Annotated in this window: 13 protein-coding genes and 1 tRNA gene; 4 read left to right on the top strand and 10 right to left on the bottom strand. The window is 33.7% G+C overall.

The window, feature by feature from the left end:
- Position 1 precedes the first annotated feature (1 nt).
- Entirely contained in the window at positions 2–781 is a 780-nt protein-coding gene (locus tag LXH21_RS06765; RefSeq protein WP_239863493.1) for a sialate O-acetylesterase, read from the top strand.
- 52 nt (positions 782–833) lie between these two features.
- Here LXH21_RS06765 and LXH21_RS06760 read toward each other — a convergent pair whose 3' ends face one another.
- The 4 genes from LXH21_RS06760 to LXH21_RS06745 all read right to left on the bottom strand — a co-directional run bounded on the left by LXH21_RS06760 (position 834) and on the right by LXH21_RS06745 (position 4065).
- Entirely contained in the window at positions 834–1814 is a 981-nt protein-coding gene (locus tag LXH21_RS06760) for a LuxE/PaaK family acyltransferase (RefSeq protein WP_239863492.1), read from the bottom strand.
- Positions 1815–1917: 103 nt separating this feature from the next.
- The gene (locus LXH21_RS06755; protein WP_239863491.1) at positions 1918–2733 is read right to left on the bottom strand and encodes a S1/P1 nuclease; all 816 of its coding nucleotides are present in this window, start codon (positions 2731–2733) and stop codon (positions 1918–1920) included.
- A 100-nt stretch (positions 2734–2833) separates the two neighbouring features.
- Positions 2834–3589 (bottom strand): UDP-2,3-diacylglucosamine diphosphatase, encoded by a 756-nt coding sequence (locus LXH21_RS06750; protein WP_239863490.1) that lies wholly within the window; start codon positions 3587–3589, stop codon positions 2834–2836.
- 23 nt (positions 3590–3612) lie between these two features.
- Complete coding sequence (locus LXH21_RS06745; protein WP_239863489.1) at positions 3613–4065, bottom strand: 6-pyruvoyl trahydropterin synthase family protein; 453 nt, start codon at positions 4063–4065, stop codon at positions 3613–3615.
- Positions 4066–4445: 380 nt separating this feature from the next.
- Between LXH21_RS06745 and LXH21_RS06740 the strand changes: the two genes are divergently transcribed.
- On the top strand, positions 4446–5213 hold the full coding sequence (locus LXH21_RS06740; RefSeq protein WP_239863765.1) for an amidohydrolase: 768 nt from the start codon (positions 4446–4448) through the stop codon (positions 5211–5213).
- 7 nt (positions 5214–5220) lie between these two features.
- On the opposite strand, the gene LXH21_RS06735 is transcribed toward LXH21_RS06740, so the two are convergent.
- Positions 5221–6918 (bottom strand): Ig-like domain-containing protein, encoded by a 1698-nt coding sequence (locus tag LXH21_RS06735; RefSeq protein WP_239863488.1) that lies wholly within the window; start codon positions 6916–6918, stop codon positions 5221–5223.
- A 166-nt stretch (positions 6919–7084) separates the two neighbouring features.
- Between LXH21_RS06735 and mce the strand changes: the two genes are divergently transcribed.
- Together mce and LXH21_RS06725 are read left to right on the top strand one after the other, a co-directional pair.
- Positions 7085–7486 carry a methylmalonyl-CoA epimerase gene (gene mce / locus LXH21_RS06730; RefSeq protein ID WP_239863487.1) on the top strand — a complete coding sequence of 134 codons (402 nt, stop codon included), beginning with the start codon at positions 7085–7087 and terminating at the stop codon, positions 7484–7486.
- Positions 7487–7629: 143 nt separating this feature from the next.
- Positions 7630–7703: transfer RNA gene (locus LXH21_RS06725), tRNA-Ile, on the top strand.
- Between the two features lie 110 nt (positions 7704–7813).
- Here the strand turns inward: LXH21_RS06725 and LXH21_RS06720 are convergent.
- The 5 genes from LXH21_RS06720 to LXH21_RS06700 form a co-directional block, all read right to left on the bottom strand.
- On the bottom strand, positions 7814–10609 hold the full coding sequence (locus tag LXH21_RS06720) for a COG1470 family protein (RefSeq protein ID WP_239863486.1): 2796 nt from the start codon (positions 10607–10609) through the stop codon (positions 7814–7816).
- A 10-nt stretch (positions 10610–10619) separates the two neighbouring features.
- Complete coding sequence (locus LXH21_RS06715) at positions 10620–11645, bottom strand: hypothetical protein (RefSeq protein WP_239863485.1); 1026 nt, start codon at positions 11643–11645, stop codon at positions 10620–10622.
- Positions 11638–12429: a fimbrial biogenesis chaperone gene (locus LXH21_RS06710; protein WP_239863484.1), complete on the bottom strand. Its 792-nt coding sequence runs from the start codon at positions 12427–12429 to the stop codon at positions 11638–11640. Before LXH21_RS06710 ends, LXH21_RS06715 begins: the two co-directional genes overlap by 8 nt.
- A 112-nt stretch (positions 12430–12541) precedes the next feature.
- Positions 12542–13063: a hypothetical protein gene (locus LXH21_RS06705; protein WP_239863483.1), complete on the bottom strand. Its 522-nt coding sequence runs from the start codon at positions 13061–13063 to the stop codon at positions 12542–12544.
- 696 nt (positions 13064–13759) lie between these two features.
- Positions 13760–15043 (bottom strand): esterase-like activity of phytase family protein, encoded by a 1284-nt coding sequence (locus LXH21_RS06700; RefSeq protein WP_239863482.1) that lies wholly within the window; start codon positions 15041–15043, stop codon positions 13760–13762.
- Positions 15044–15150: the final 107 nt, after the last annotated feature.

The raw sequence follows: 15150 nt of genomic DNA, 5'->3' as shown, positions 1-15150 counted from the left end.
AATGAAGGTCAATCTATCTATCACTTTTCGTTTGTTTGCACTTTTAGTGATTTTCTTTGCCTGCGAAGCCCATAGTCAAAATAGTAATACGCCAGATGATGTGTATTTACTTATTGGGCAATCTAATATGGCTGGAAGAGGCCCACTAGAAGAGATTACACCTGCATTGTCAAGCAATATTTTGATGCTGAACAAAAACAATGAATGGGTCATTGCAAAAGATCCGTTGCATTTTGACAAAGCGATAGCAGGAGTGGGACCTGGTATAAGTTTTGCAGAAGAAATGCTTAACGGTAATAAAGATTTAAAAATTGGTCTTATTCCGGCTGCCTGGGGAGGTTCTCCACTTTCAGTCTGGGTTTCGGGAGCAGAGTATTCACAGCATCATCCCTATGATGAAGCCATTGCACGCACAAAAAAAGCTATGGAATCTGGAAAGCTCAAGGGAATACTTTGGCATCAAGGAGAATCTGATAATAATGAAAAAGATTCTAAAGAATACCTCCACAAGCTTAAAGTACTAGTTGCAAATTTAAGAAGGGATCTAGGTACTCCTAACCTACCTTTTGTTGCTGGCGAAATTGGTCACTTCAACAAAGACCATTTCATCAATAAAGCGATCAACTCTGTAGAAAACGAAATTCCTAACGCGGCTGTAGTTTCCTCTGAAGGTTTGACAGATAAAGGTGATCATTTGCATTTTGATACGCCATCGGCTCGAATATTGGGTGTGAGATATTCCGAAAAAATGAAAATACTACAACATACAATTTCCAAATAAGAGGTAATTAAATCGATTAGCATCTTATTTTTTTTCGAAAATTATAAAAAATTTAAAGTACCATTAGGTTACAACCACGAATATCCGAATTATCAAAACGTCCCAATACTTCGAAAGAATTATTGGGATATTTTTTGCCCAAATCTTGAGTCGCAATAAATGAGCACGAGTTGATATTTGCAAGGTCAATTACGTTGATTCCGCCTGTTTTTCCGGTTGGGACATAAGTTAGGGCATCTTCTGTATCTCTAACTAAAATTTGCATCCAAGACGGACATTCAAATATACCATCACCTAGAGAATAGGCCTGAGAAAGCAGCTCGGTCATACCATATTCAGAATGAATTGCATTTACGCCAAAACCATCACAGAGAATATCATGTAATTCTTCTCTAATCATTTCTTTGCGCTTTCCCTTCATTCCACCAGTCTCCATGATAATAATGTTTTGAAGTTGAAAGCGCTGTTTTTCGATCAAATCTAATAAAGCATAAGTAACCCCAATCAAAAGTACATTTTGTCCATCCTGATTTAACTTAATTAATTTCTGAATCAAATCGTCGTGATTGTGAAGGTAAAACCCACTTTCGGCATGATTGGATAGGTTTATTAAGTTTTCGACCATATGAATTAAAGAAGAACCTTCTCTTTCTAAATACGATGGTAAAAGTGCCAAAACTACGTAGTCCTCAATATTGCCATAGAACTCCGAAAATGCATTTCGATAACTTTCTTCATATATAGACACATCTGTAACTAGATGTTTACTAGTGATCATTCCTGTGGTTCCACTGCTGGTAAATGTAGTTTCAACGGGATCGTGATTGCTTACAACGCTATGACTCTTAAAAAACTGAATTGGTAAAAACGGGATTTGCTTCAACGATTTTACTTTGTGCACATCTGTTTTTAAATGATTGCAAAACTCTCGATACACAAGATTATTTTCGTACTGGAAACGAAAGGTTTTTAAAGCTATTTTTTCAAATTGCTTTTGAGATGAGATCGTAAATATATCTGAAGTTGAAATCAAGTTTTTTTTTAGCAAAAATAGTAAACTTAAATACAAAAGCTCCAAAATAATTTTGGAGCTTTTGTTATAAAATATAAATTGATAATTATTTTAATTTTTGATATTACAAATCAGCAAGGAAACCATCTAACCATTTTGATTTATTTTTGAAAACTTCATTTAGGATCAATGCCAATCGTACTCCACCTTTTTCTAATTGATTTTGAGCAATCGGAAAATTTTGATACATGTATTTGTACCCTAACTTTTCATCTTGGTGTGTTTCACTATATAATTTCAACGCCAATTGTCTTGATTCGACAACCCACTCCAACAAGGTACCTTTTTCAAATTCTTCAATTTGTGCCTTAGTAACCATTTCATCATTGTTGGTCGCCAATTCTGTGTAACTCATCTGGTAATCATCAATCATGTCAGAATCCCAAACGCGGTGCAAGTTTGAATCTCCTCCAAACCATTTTACTTTAACATCATTTCCTCCTTTATCGGCTAGGTTACCTGCATGTAAAGGCATGTGCAAATCACCAACAAAATGAATTAATAATTTTAGGTAAAATTTCTTTTCATCATTTGATGTCTCGTCAGAGCGAATTTTCTCAATAGATGCTTTTATCCCTTGCAATACATCACCTTCTGGATTGATGGGATCTTCTTTATATTTCTTTTCTCCATCGAAATTAACATAATGCCAAGATCCAAATTTATTGAACTGGGAATCACTTTTAATATCATCTGCAAAAACGGCTGCAACTGCCATAGATTCATTATTCAAAAGAGCACTAATCTTTTTTGAGGTGCTACTTTTTAAATGTTTGGCAGCTATTTCTCCCACTGTTCTATGCCCCGTTTTACCCCAATTTGGAGCGGCAAAACTTGCAAAACCTACACTGACTGTCAGTGCCAAAATTAAATTTTTCATATTTAAATTTAAATGTTATAATCGAGAGCTAATAAACAAAATTTTACAAAAAAGAAAAAACAAATAGCGTTAAGATATTGCGTCAAAACAAAATCAAATTTTATTTATATTCTTTTATTTCGAATGTATCTCCATTGAATTCACCAAAAGTAAAATAGGTAATCCAATCTCCCAAATTGACGTATTCTGAATTTTCACCAATAGACTTAATCATGGGTAAGTGGCGATGGCCAAATATGAAATAATTATAATGCTTGGTCTCTAGTTTTCGTTTGGCATATAAGATAAGCCATTCTTTATCGTCTCCCAGAAACTTCACATCGGCTTCTCCTGATATCATTTTGTTTTTGACTGACAAATACTGAGCTAGTCCAACACCTATATCTGGGTGCAACCATCCAAAAAGCCATTTAGAAACCGGATGAACAAATACTTTCTTCATGCGTTTGTATCCTAAATCTCCTGGTCCCTTGCCGTCACCATGTCCTATCAAAAAAGTTTTACCTCCAAAGGTAAATTCTTGATTATCGTGATAGACAGGGATATTTAATTCGGTTTCAAAATAATTGCGCATCCATAAATCGTGGTTTCCCACAAAAAAGTAAATCGGAATGCCACTATCTCGTATTTCGGCTAGCTTACCCAATACGCGCATGAAACCTTTTGGAACAACTGTTTTATATTCAAACCAAAAGTCAAATAAATCGCCTAGTAGAAAAATCGCCTCGGCATCTTGTTTAATCTCGTCCAGCCAAGCGACAAATTTCTTTTCTCGTGGTAAGCTCAACTCAGCTGTTGGTGCTCCAAAATGTTGATCAGAAGCAAAATATATTTTTTTATTATTGGCTAATAGCATGAAATAATTTTCAAAAATTGAAATTATAAGTTATCACTCGCGAACCATTCTGCAAAAGATGATTCAGTTTCTTGTAATTTCAAAGAAAATAGTTCGATCCCTTCTGGTAAACGACTAATGATTCTTTTAGAAAAATCAATCACCATGTTTTCACTTGTAGGTTGGTAATCAACCAAGATCACGTGGTGTCCGCGATTTTGCAATTCTCTTGCCAATTCAATATGCGGAGTTGTTTCATTAAAAACTGTTGCATGATCAAACTGATCTACAATTTCTTCTGTGACAATTTTTTTCAAGTCAGAGAAATCTATCACCATTCCAAACTTCACATTATTACGGTCCTTAATTGGGCGCCCCATAACCGTTACAGACAATTTATAACTATGACCGTGTACGTTTTTACATTTACCATCATACCCATAAAGGGCATGTCCGGTTTCAAAATTGAATTGTTTGGTGATTCTAATATTGCTCATTTGGTTTTATTTTGAATGCAAATTTAGTGAATTGAATTGAGAATTGACAGCCTAGAAAATGCAAGATGAGAAAGTCCCTTTATTGCCATCAAGAATTACAACATTCATCGTCTAAAAACAGATTATGCAGTAGCATTCTAAAAGTATTCCTGAATCCTAAAAAACTTCTTTATAATATTCTAGTCAAAAAATTTGAATATAACATCATAACGATAGAGAGTAGCCATTAACCCTCGATAAAAGTATCATTACCTTAATTTTGCCACAGCAAAAGATAGCCATTGGAAGATCCGGGAGCGACAGAAGCTACTCTTAAAAAAGCCTACTTCCCTACTCCTTCACTTTTCTACAGAATACTTACCTTTATAAAAAATTTAGAAATGAAAATAGCTTTGATACAATCGGCTTTGGTCTGGGAAAATCCAACAGTCAACAGAACTGAGTTTGAGAAAAAAATCAGCGATTTAAATACAGATATCGAATTAATTGTGCTACCCGAAATGTTTAGTACGGGATTTACAATGAATACTACCAAAATTGCAGAAACTATGACTGGCGATACAGTTGTCTGGATGCAAAAAATAGCAAAGTCTAGAAATTGTGCGATTACAGGAAGCGTCGTCATTACTGAAAATGAAAACTATTATAATCGACTGCTATTTGTCTCACCCTCTGGCAGCATTCAACATTACGATAAGAGACATCTATTTACGCTTGCAGGCGAGGAGAAAATTTACAGCGCTGGAAACCAAAAATTGATTGTAAATTATTTAGGATGGAAGATTTGTTTACTAGTTTGTTATGATTTACGTTTCCCAGTTTTTTCTCGAAATAAAGAAAATTACGATTTACTAGTATATGTCGCCAACTGGCCAGAAACAAGAATTCTAGCATGGGACAGCTTACTACGCGCTCGTGCAATCGAAAATTTATGCTACACCATTGGTGTAAACAGAGTTGGACAAGACGCCAATCACCTATCGTATAATGGCCACTCACAGTTGATCGCTCCACTAGGAGAATATTGCATTGCACCTACAGAAACCGAAAGTATTTTTGTAGATGAGATTGATCTAGAATTAGTTCGAAATACCAGACAACAATTCAATTTCCTGAATGATGGTGATACTTTTAAAATTGAACTTTAGCTACGGCTTAATTTAACTCGGGTTTTCTATTTGCTGGTTTTGCGCCTTTTTCGTTCTTTTTACCTGTTTTATCTTTGGGTTCGGGAATATAAGGAAGACTTACATCAAAAGATTGCTCGACATCCCAGTTAATTCGAACATCAATCTGCTTCGAATAATAGACTACTTCCTCTGAGTATCGTTTTTCTAAAAAGCTACCCGTGTCATATTGCTCATTTTTGTTATCATCATAAATAATACGAAGCGTATAGAGCGACGGTTCAATCAAATTAAAATTTATTACAGTTTCACCACTAGTATATTTTGAAGCTTTTACATCTCCTGCATCATTTGTAAGCTCCACAATCACAGGGAATTTTTTAACATTTTGCAATTGAATTTTGAGATTCCCTACTTGATCTAAAGGTTTTGTATCAAATTTATAGGTCAATGTATCGCTCTTTTCATCAAAAAAGTCAGTCAATGCGCCTGGCAAAAGCGTTAGACTGTACTTCTCTGCGGGTTCTTTTTTAAAGTCAAAATATAATTTTTGATTAAAAATATCTTGTTCCGTTTCAAAAGGCACTTCTTCTTTTGCATTATTAATCAACCTCATCTTGGTCTTATCAATAGTAACCAACGGTGTAGAAGCATCAAGTGTAAATCTATCATTGAATCCTATTGTTCCACTTTGCAAAGTTGAAACGTTCAGTGTGTCTTTCTTATTTTGATCTCTTATCTTAAAACTATAATCTTTTGCATATTGATCCTTTTTTATTTCAATAGAAAGACTATCATTTTTTAAAGGCTTGTACCAAATTTGTAAGGAATCTTTCTTTGGCATCTGCGTTATAATTGTCGGAAGAATTTCGCTGCCCCTTTTTAGTACAACAGTCGGTTTTGAAAGTTTAAAGTTTTGTGTACCATCATAACCTAAAAACAATCTGTTCCCACTCGCTTGCGTTGGTTTGTATGCTTTAAAAGGAATTGTTTCTTTAAATAATTCAAGCTCGTATAAAGTATCATTTGGTATGGTAATCGCTTGCTTTATAAATCCGATTTTATCTTCTTTAGAATTAAACTTGTTGTTTTTATTAGCGTCCTTTAATGCCACGAGCATATACTTACCTGCTTTTAAATTTTCAAGTTTAAAAGTTTTCATGCTATCGAGTGTATTCGTTATATAGCGCGGCATTTGGTTGTAAACGATGGAATCAGTGTATTTATCATCCATCTCATATAACATTATTGATACAAAATTATCAAACTCTTTATTATAAGCATCTTTAATAGTCCCAGCAAGTGATAAGGAATCGATATAACTCCCTGTAGAAAACACATACTTAAATTGGTTTAACGCATTTCCTTCATTATTATCGGTAATACTTTGCCCAAAATTGAAACTATAAGTTGTATTGGGTTGCAACGTATCTTTGATTTCAATTTTTAAAAACTTTGTTGCGTTTGTTGGTAAAATCAATGGTTCATTTTTCATTGGTGGCGAAATCACGAGTTGCTTGCTCATGTCTTTCAATTTTATATACTCATCAAACGTAAGATTGATTTCTTTGGCTGTAAAGTTAGTCGTGAAATTTTTTGGAAAACTACTCTTAAGTACTGGAGGTAAAGTATCTTTAAGACCACCAGTAATACTTCCTCTTTTGGCGCAGCCTAAAAGCGATAGTGCAAGAATCAAACAAAAAGCAATGAAAATTTTTTTGAACATCTGTTATCAAAATTAAAGAGTACAAAATAACAATTATATTTACGGCTATCGAAATTTTTAATAAATTATTATAGGTTAATTGGTAAAACACAATGAGAATAGAAAACCTAATTATAGATGTTTTAACTTTACGTACAAATCACGACTAATGAAAAACCATTCTCAAATGAAGAAAATTGAACATATCGGTATCGCAGTCGAAAATTTAGAATTCTCGAACCAACTTTTTGAAAAATTGCTTGGTGTCGCCGCTTACCATTCTGAATCAGTGGCTCACGAAGGTGTCGAAACATTATTTTTTAAAAGTGGGCCAAACAAAATTGAGTTGCTCGCCGCCACAAATCCTGAAAGTTCTATTGCTAAATTTCTAGCAAAAAAGGGAGAAGGAATACATCATATTGCTTTTGAAGTAGATGACATTGAGCAGGAAATAATTCGTTTAAAGCAGGAAGGTTTTATTTTTATAGATGAATTTCCAAAAAAAGGAGCAGATAATAAGCGCGTTGTCTTCTTGCATCCAAAAAATACTAATGGTGTTTTGATCGAACTGTGTCAGGAAATAAAATAATTTTTTACTCAAAATCCCTTTAGCACACTAATAATCAATTCATTTGAATCTATAAAAATTTTGTTCGTAGCAGATCTTTAAAAACAAATTAAAAAATATTTGGAGCAAACGAAAAATAGTAGTAATATTGCACTCTCATAACCGGTCCTATAGCTCAGCTGGTTAGAGCACCTGACTCATAATCAGGTGGTCCCTGGTTCGAGCCCAGGTGGGACCACAGAAAACAAGCCTTTCAAGAAATTGAGAGGCTTATTTTATGGAATAAATTTAAAAGAAAGGTTGTTCTACTTCTTATATACTAGAACAACAATTTTTCCTCTCCATCTATCAATTTGTAAATTTCTTTGTATTGATTCTTTTCTCCTTAACATTAATTGTAAAAGGAGGAATAACAACAATTTTTCCAGTTTCAAGTTTAGCATCTTGGCTTTTCACAGTACAATACGTATTGACCGGTAGCGATTGCTCGTCAATTACTATACTATAATCACCAGTTGGAAGAAAAAGAGTAAAATTACCGTTGTCATTGGTTTGAATTTTCTGAATCAATTTTCCGTTTTGTGTAACGTTGAATGTAATTCCGTATCCTCGCTTTTCAAAATCTAATGCTGTTTCGGCATTGTAGTTAAAGACAACTTTTCCCTCTACTTTTCCACTTTGATGCAATGGTAAATTGAGGTTGTAATTGTGTCGGTCTACATTTATTGCCGCATCATTATAATACCATCCATCTTGAGTAAACTGCTTTAAGTAATAAATACCATAAGGGATTTTTTTGTAAGACGCAGTTCCGTCCTCATCTGTTCTTAAGGCGATTGTATTGATGTTGATAGTATAATTTGCAGCTAAAATTTCATCGGAATCCAATCTATTATTATTGTTTCTATCGTAAAAAGCAGTTACCTTAATTGTACTTTTTTTATCAGGATTCAAAATAGTATTTTGCAATCTTACCGTAACACCTAGCTCTAGCGTTATACTATTGTTTATTAAACCACCAATCGTATAATTATACCAAGAAGAATTTAGAAAGGTACTAAAGGACTTGCCATTATATCTTGTATTTATAAAAGCAGACGGAGATTTGCCATATATAATGTCATCCACATAAGTAAATCCGCTGTTAAAGTTCAGTTTATTATTCAAGAAATTACTGTTATAAAACAATGATAAAGAAAGCTTTTGATAATCTTCATCTGCAGCTATTACTGACGAAAAAATGTATTCAGAAAGATAGTAGCTTCCTAATTGGTACACCGAATTTATATTGAAATTTTTATAGTTATAGTTCGCATTGATTTTCATCTGATATTGGTCATTGGCCATTGTCGGATAACGCACTGCTCCTGTTTCAATTCCTAACAAAGCTGATTGTCTTGAAATATTATTGACCCATGAAAATTGCTGAGCAATACGATGTGCAGCCATTTTTTGTGTTCCATTATTATCGAGGTTTCCAAGTAGCGTGCTAAAACTATTAGATTGCTCACTTTGATATTGATATGCTAAATTGTAACTAAAACTTTTAAATTTTGGAAATCTGATTCCTATATCTAATCGGGTATTCGCAGATTCCTGAGTTGTATCAAAGGAATAGTATTTGGGTGCAAAATTAGCATATGTTACGTTGGCATATACGTTGTGTTTTTTTATTGGTGTTGAAAAACTTTGCTGTAGTTGTATGTTTCCTCTTCGATTACCGGGATAATAATCTGTGCTAAAAAAGTAATTTCCGTTCAAGTTAACGTCTTTTATTTTTCCGATATAATTTGACTCTGCCGCAAATGACGTTTTAGTTGATGCATTCAAATCATAGGTACTTAATCCTCCATTTAATTTGGTAATCATACTCCAATCACGATTAAACTCGTATTTTGCAGTGGTTCCAATGATGTTATGTTTGGCTTTTTCGAATGGATCGTAACTATACAGGTAATTCGCAGTTAGATTTGTGGTGCTGTTCTCAGGGTTTAAAATAGCATTTGCATAGAAACCATATCCGTATTTTAACCAGCTGTTTTCTTCCAATAAATTGTAATTCTGATCTATAAAGCCAAACTCGATTTTCTCTTTTTTGTTAAATGTATGGCTGTATTCAGCACCTCTTCCCACAAATATCATTTCAAATAACTTACTGATATTTCCAACACTAAACTCATTACTTCCTTGACGGTATGTTAAGTTAGTATTAGTAACCAATGGCGCTTGCTGACTATTAGATAATGCAACATTTCCGCGCAGGAACAGATAGCCCGACGGAATATTTATACCACCCGAACCTTTGAGTTGATAAAAATCTACGTCACCACCTAGCCTTCTGTAACTGGCGCTAATTTCGTTAGATGTTTCTTGAGTAAAATTCGTAAAGTCAACTGCTTGGTATTGTTGTGTGCTTGAAATATTTTGAATATCAACAGTTGTATTTCCAAAGATTTCTTTGTCGGGATTTCTAAAACCCGAAATTCTTACAGTATAAGTAGATTGCTTAACTAAAACCTTAGAAGGAAGATAAGTAAACGTGAAGATGGAATCTTTTTTAACTGCAAGGGTAGCATTTTGTTCGATAAAAAGGTTTGAATTGGAAGGGTCAGGAAACTTACAAACTAGTGTTATACTTTGCGAAATATTACCTTTATTACTCACTTTTACTTTGACAGCGATAGGTTGATTATTAGATAAGCGATAGATAGTACTTTCAATTGGCGTGATCGTTAGCGTATTGTCTTGATTTATAGTATGAGTAGTACTATGCTGTGCTATGATCGTACCGTCTGCAGAAGTTAGTTTACAAATAAATACTGATGTTCCAGCCATAGCGTCTGCTCCTATGATAAACTTCACAGGAATGTGGCGTGTTTCTCCGGGAGCCAGTTTTAAAGATGAATTATCACCACTTAAATTTCGAAATCCTTGAAGCGCTTCAAATTTTAATTTTCCACTTAGTGTAGTCGCATTGGTATTTTCGATTACCACCACCAAGCTTAGTAGAGTAGGTTGCTTAAACGAAATATCGTTCTCCACAGTCATCAAAACGCCACGATCACTATTCTGTGCTATAATGGGAATGCTGAAAAGTAGAAAAAAAATAAATTTCGATAAAAGTCTCAATTTATTAAGGGGCATTTTTTGGGGGTTATTGAGGGGTTATCTCATATTGTAACGTTGTGGCATAATCATCAGACTTGGCGCTAATTAATCGTTGATCTTGACCAGTCGTGTAGTATTTAATGTCATATTTGTAGGTCGTTAAAATACTTGTATTCGTCTTCACCAATGCTTGACTCGAGCTACTTAAAACAATTGGTGTAATTGTTTGGTTGGAATTTGAACCTCCTGACAAAGTAAGGTTTACTACATCGATTGGTATGGTGTTACCAGTTGCTGACTGTAAATTACTATTTAGCGAACGAACTTTTATTTGGAAATTAGTATTGCTCTTTACAGATAATCCATCAGTGTAGGTCACGCTGGCACCATTGCTGTAATCTTGAATACTTTTAAATTCCAAAACTCCTTTTGACGCACTTAAATTAATCTGCATTGACATTTCATCAGCGACTGGAGGTGCATCAGTAATATTACCGATTTGTATTTGGTAAGTTTGAGTAGATTTACCAATGATTCCGTTACTCTGGTTATAAGTTGTAAATTCAATAGGAACAGTAAATTTTGTCCACGCAGGGAAAGCACCTAAATATGCCCCGCCAATTACTGTGAAATTAAATTTCATTTGTAAAAAATAATAGGAACTAGTCTGCGATGAATTATTATATATAGGACTATTCGAATTTGGAATTAAAAATGCTTCTGCATTCTCTTGCAATATTACATTTAAAGGCGCGCCAATTTCAGTAAATGATGGTGTCGCCGTTGGTGACTGTTGACCCGTTGTTGATGAAGGTTGAAAAGAAATTTTATTTGCAGGTAGAGTGTATTTACCATCATCTGAAACAAGCGTTTGATTGATCTTTGCCGATAATTTCCAGTTAGGAATAGTAAAATTTCCATTTCCTGCCAATTTTGCTGTCAATGCTTCAGAGCTACTGTTCCCATTATAGGATGTTACCTGTAAATACGAATTTGTCCAAGATGTAAATGCTACTTGGGAGAAGGAGAACAGTGAAAATAAACAACATATAATTACGATGAATTTATTCATAATTAAAATTTAGTTCAGCCATTTCTAATTGCGCAGCATCCCCATAATCAATAATTATTGAGGCATTATACGATCCTTTTTCTAAGGTTTCTAACACAGGTAAACTTAACGTTCGCAAATTTCCTGGTAATGTGTAAAAAACAACATTATTTAAAACTGATTTTTTACCTGTTTTAGTATTAATTATTTCTCCAGATATCTTTCCGTCAACCCATAATTTAGATTGATTGCGAAATTTTAAATTTACTTTGTTTAGGGACTGATCGTACTTTAAATCCTCTATTTCTACTTTTCGAATAAAATTCTCAGGATAACTGTGAAAAATTTTAATCCCAGAACGAATACTCACTTTTATGGAGGTACCTTTATTATCAACATCATCCACAGGATTCATTTGACTGACATATAATACCGCAGTGTGAGCTGCTAGTGTATCAATTGCCGTTTTGGGTGGCGTAACAGTTATTTCAAGCTCTTTTCTTTCTCCTGGTTTTAAAGTAAAATAATTATCGGTGTTTTTTATCGAAATCCAATTTGCACAAGAGTTTGCAAGAGTGTTTGCACTGAACATCTGGTTTTCACCTTTTTCATCATATTCCCAATCGCCAAGGCTTACAGCGAGATCGAGAGTGTTTGTTGCACTTACGTTTGTCACTGATATTAGCTGTGTATTACTACCTCCTAATTTAGAATCAAAGTATATTCTAGGTGGTGATACAGATATGCCAGTTTGGGCAGTTGCTTGGAGAATAAAAAAATAAAAAAATAAAAAAAATTTGTTCATTATAGGTTTTCTTTGGGGCTACAATTACATTTAATTGAAAAACACAAAGTTAGTAAATAAAAAAGTGCCACTATTTCTTGCAGCACTATTTATTAATTATGAAAAGGTTTACTTATTGACTTATAATTGTATAAGTAAGTTCAGTAGTATAAACAGTAGGCGTTTGACCTGCAATGTAATTATCAAGGTAAGCTTCTGCTCCAGCTCCTTTATAAGCAACAGATATTTTTTTATCTACACCACCTGCTGTAGACGATACAAGAAGTGTTTCTGCAGTAGACAATTTTAAATTAGATGAGTACGTAGCTCCAGTAATTCCATCCGTTCCTGCAGTTGCTGTAAGTTGGATGCTGTTTGCTTCAATTTTTTTAGTTCCATTAGTCATCGAAGCAGTTGCACTTTTTACTTTTACTTGAAAACCTCCAGTGCTATAAATGTTCAAATGATCTGTATTTGTTGAAGTAACACCGTTTTTGTAATCATCTTTTGAAGAGTATTCTAAGTCAACAGTTTTTTGAGCAGTATTAACAACAAGGGTTTGAATTGGTTTTAATTTTACGTTTAAAGTAACGTTTTGTGCATTAACTGTAGATAGTCCTAATAAGATAAAAGATGCAATAATTAAATTTTTCATTTGGGGGGATATTAAATTTTTGATTTATTTCTGGTGCAAATGTAGATGTAATTTTTAGTCTGATTTTCAAATAATTGACATTTCAGTTAAGATACCAATATTTCCGATTTACTACTTTATAATTTTTTAACGTAACAAATAAAGTAATCTAAAAGATACAATTATCGAGTTGCCTTTTAGCAAGCTCTAATTGTTTTTATAATTAAAATCTTGTTAATAATTCTTACTTTAGCGAGTTTACACCCTTAAAATAAATTGAGATCATTACCATCTAAAATAATTTTAGATTTAATTTATCTCTTCTTAGATAAATACACGATATACAATCGATCTATTCATCATGATTTTTTCTCATTTTCATATTATTCCAGTTATTTTTTTGACTGATTAGTTGTTCATCATTTTAAATAGTGCCATTATTCTTTCAAAAACATCTTCTTACTACGATAAATATTAACACCTCTGTCATAGAAAAAGTAATGGTATCGAAATTTAGAAAGAAAAAGACGAAAGGATAAGGAACTAAAAAAATGCGATGCCTTATCAACTACTGATATTTTGAAATAAAAAAAAATGCTCAAAGCAGAATTTTACAATTCGTTTTGAGCACTTTAATACGTGTTTATTTTGCGAGTCTATCTTTTAAATTCACCTTGGTCAAAAATCATATGGATATTATTAATGTACCCGCACTTATTAAAATTTCAGTATATACAATTTATTACTATCTTTTTGGCTACCACTTGTAGGAGATAAAGTCTTGGATTTAATTTTATTTGTAGCATCACTCCAAATACCAAAATCGTCGTCATTGATGATACCAATAGTATTAGCGTTAATCAACCAAATCCCTTCTAGCTTATCATGAGGATATCCTCCTAAATATTTAACCACATCTACAGCAAGTGTTTTTGATACTGCAATAATATTGGCCTGAGCCAATTCTTCCCAAGAATTAGCCTCCAGTGTCTTACCATTAACCATATATCCATTTTCGGCATTAAAGTCATTCCCAGAAACATCTGTTGCTTTGCTAATGTCAATTTTATAAATATGTTTCATAACCGGACCATCGGCACTAAAGTTTCCGTCACGTTCTATAATTAAAAACTGACTAGCACTCAATGCAGTGATCTCTGAATTGGAATTATTATCTATTTCTTGCTTGTATAAAAATTGTTTGGTAGTACCGGTGGCAATATCAAAAGTTACAATTCTGGTTAGCGTTTTATTTGTTGCAGCTGCATTTGATGGGTTGTACAATCGTGACTGCATAATCCCTACCAATGTTTTTTGATCTGGCGTTACAGTTAAACCCTCCATTCCGCGATTTGCCCATCGCTTTACAAATACTGCTGGTAGTTTTCGAATACCTGTATTTATACCCACCGGACTAATTCTCTCCAATTGAATTCCAGTATTACTATAATGAACGATATGAGGTCCATATTCATCAGACACCCAAAAAGAACCATCATTCATCGCGGCCAAACCCTCAGAATCAAGTCCATATTCATCCGTAGCAAGAACACTTCCAGATAAATCATATGCTATTTCACCTGTCGATCCAAAACCAACTGGATTGGGTCTACCACTAATTGGTATTCCCGCTGGAGTTTTAAATAAAATTTCATTTACCTTACTTACAGTTCCATCATTATTTAATTTGAAATGTCCAATCCTAGGCGTGTAATCTGCTACGGGAAAATACTTTCCACCTGTAGCATCGGCATTCGGACCTCGGTCTGTCATCGCGTAAAACTCACCCAATTTTGAAGGATGCGCACAAGCTGCTGAACCAAATCCTCCATTTCTGATTTCAACGCCATTACTTGTACTTAAAATAGAATAGGGTAATGAGACACCAGTATTCTCAATTGTGGGAGGATTAAAAGAGTCATTATCATCGATATCATTTTTGTCGCAGCAAATAAGTAATCCTGCAGAGAGAAGATATGCGGTAGCATTTAAAAATTTCATAATTGTCAAAGTTTTATTCAGCGACAAAAGAAATTATAAATTACACTATAAAAGTTAACTGGAGATTAACAAATGATAATATTTAATTTATTATTGAATGATTATTA

The sequence above is a fragment of the Flavobacterium algicola genome, assembly GCF_022399565.1.
GTDB lineage: Bacteria > Bacteroidota > Bacteroidia > Flavobacteriales > Flavobacteriaceae > Flavobacterium > Flavobacterium algicola.
Note: the sequence above shows the minus strand (reverse complement) of the source record. Positions and strands in the feature narration are given on the sequence as shown.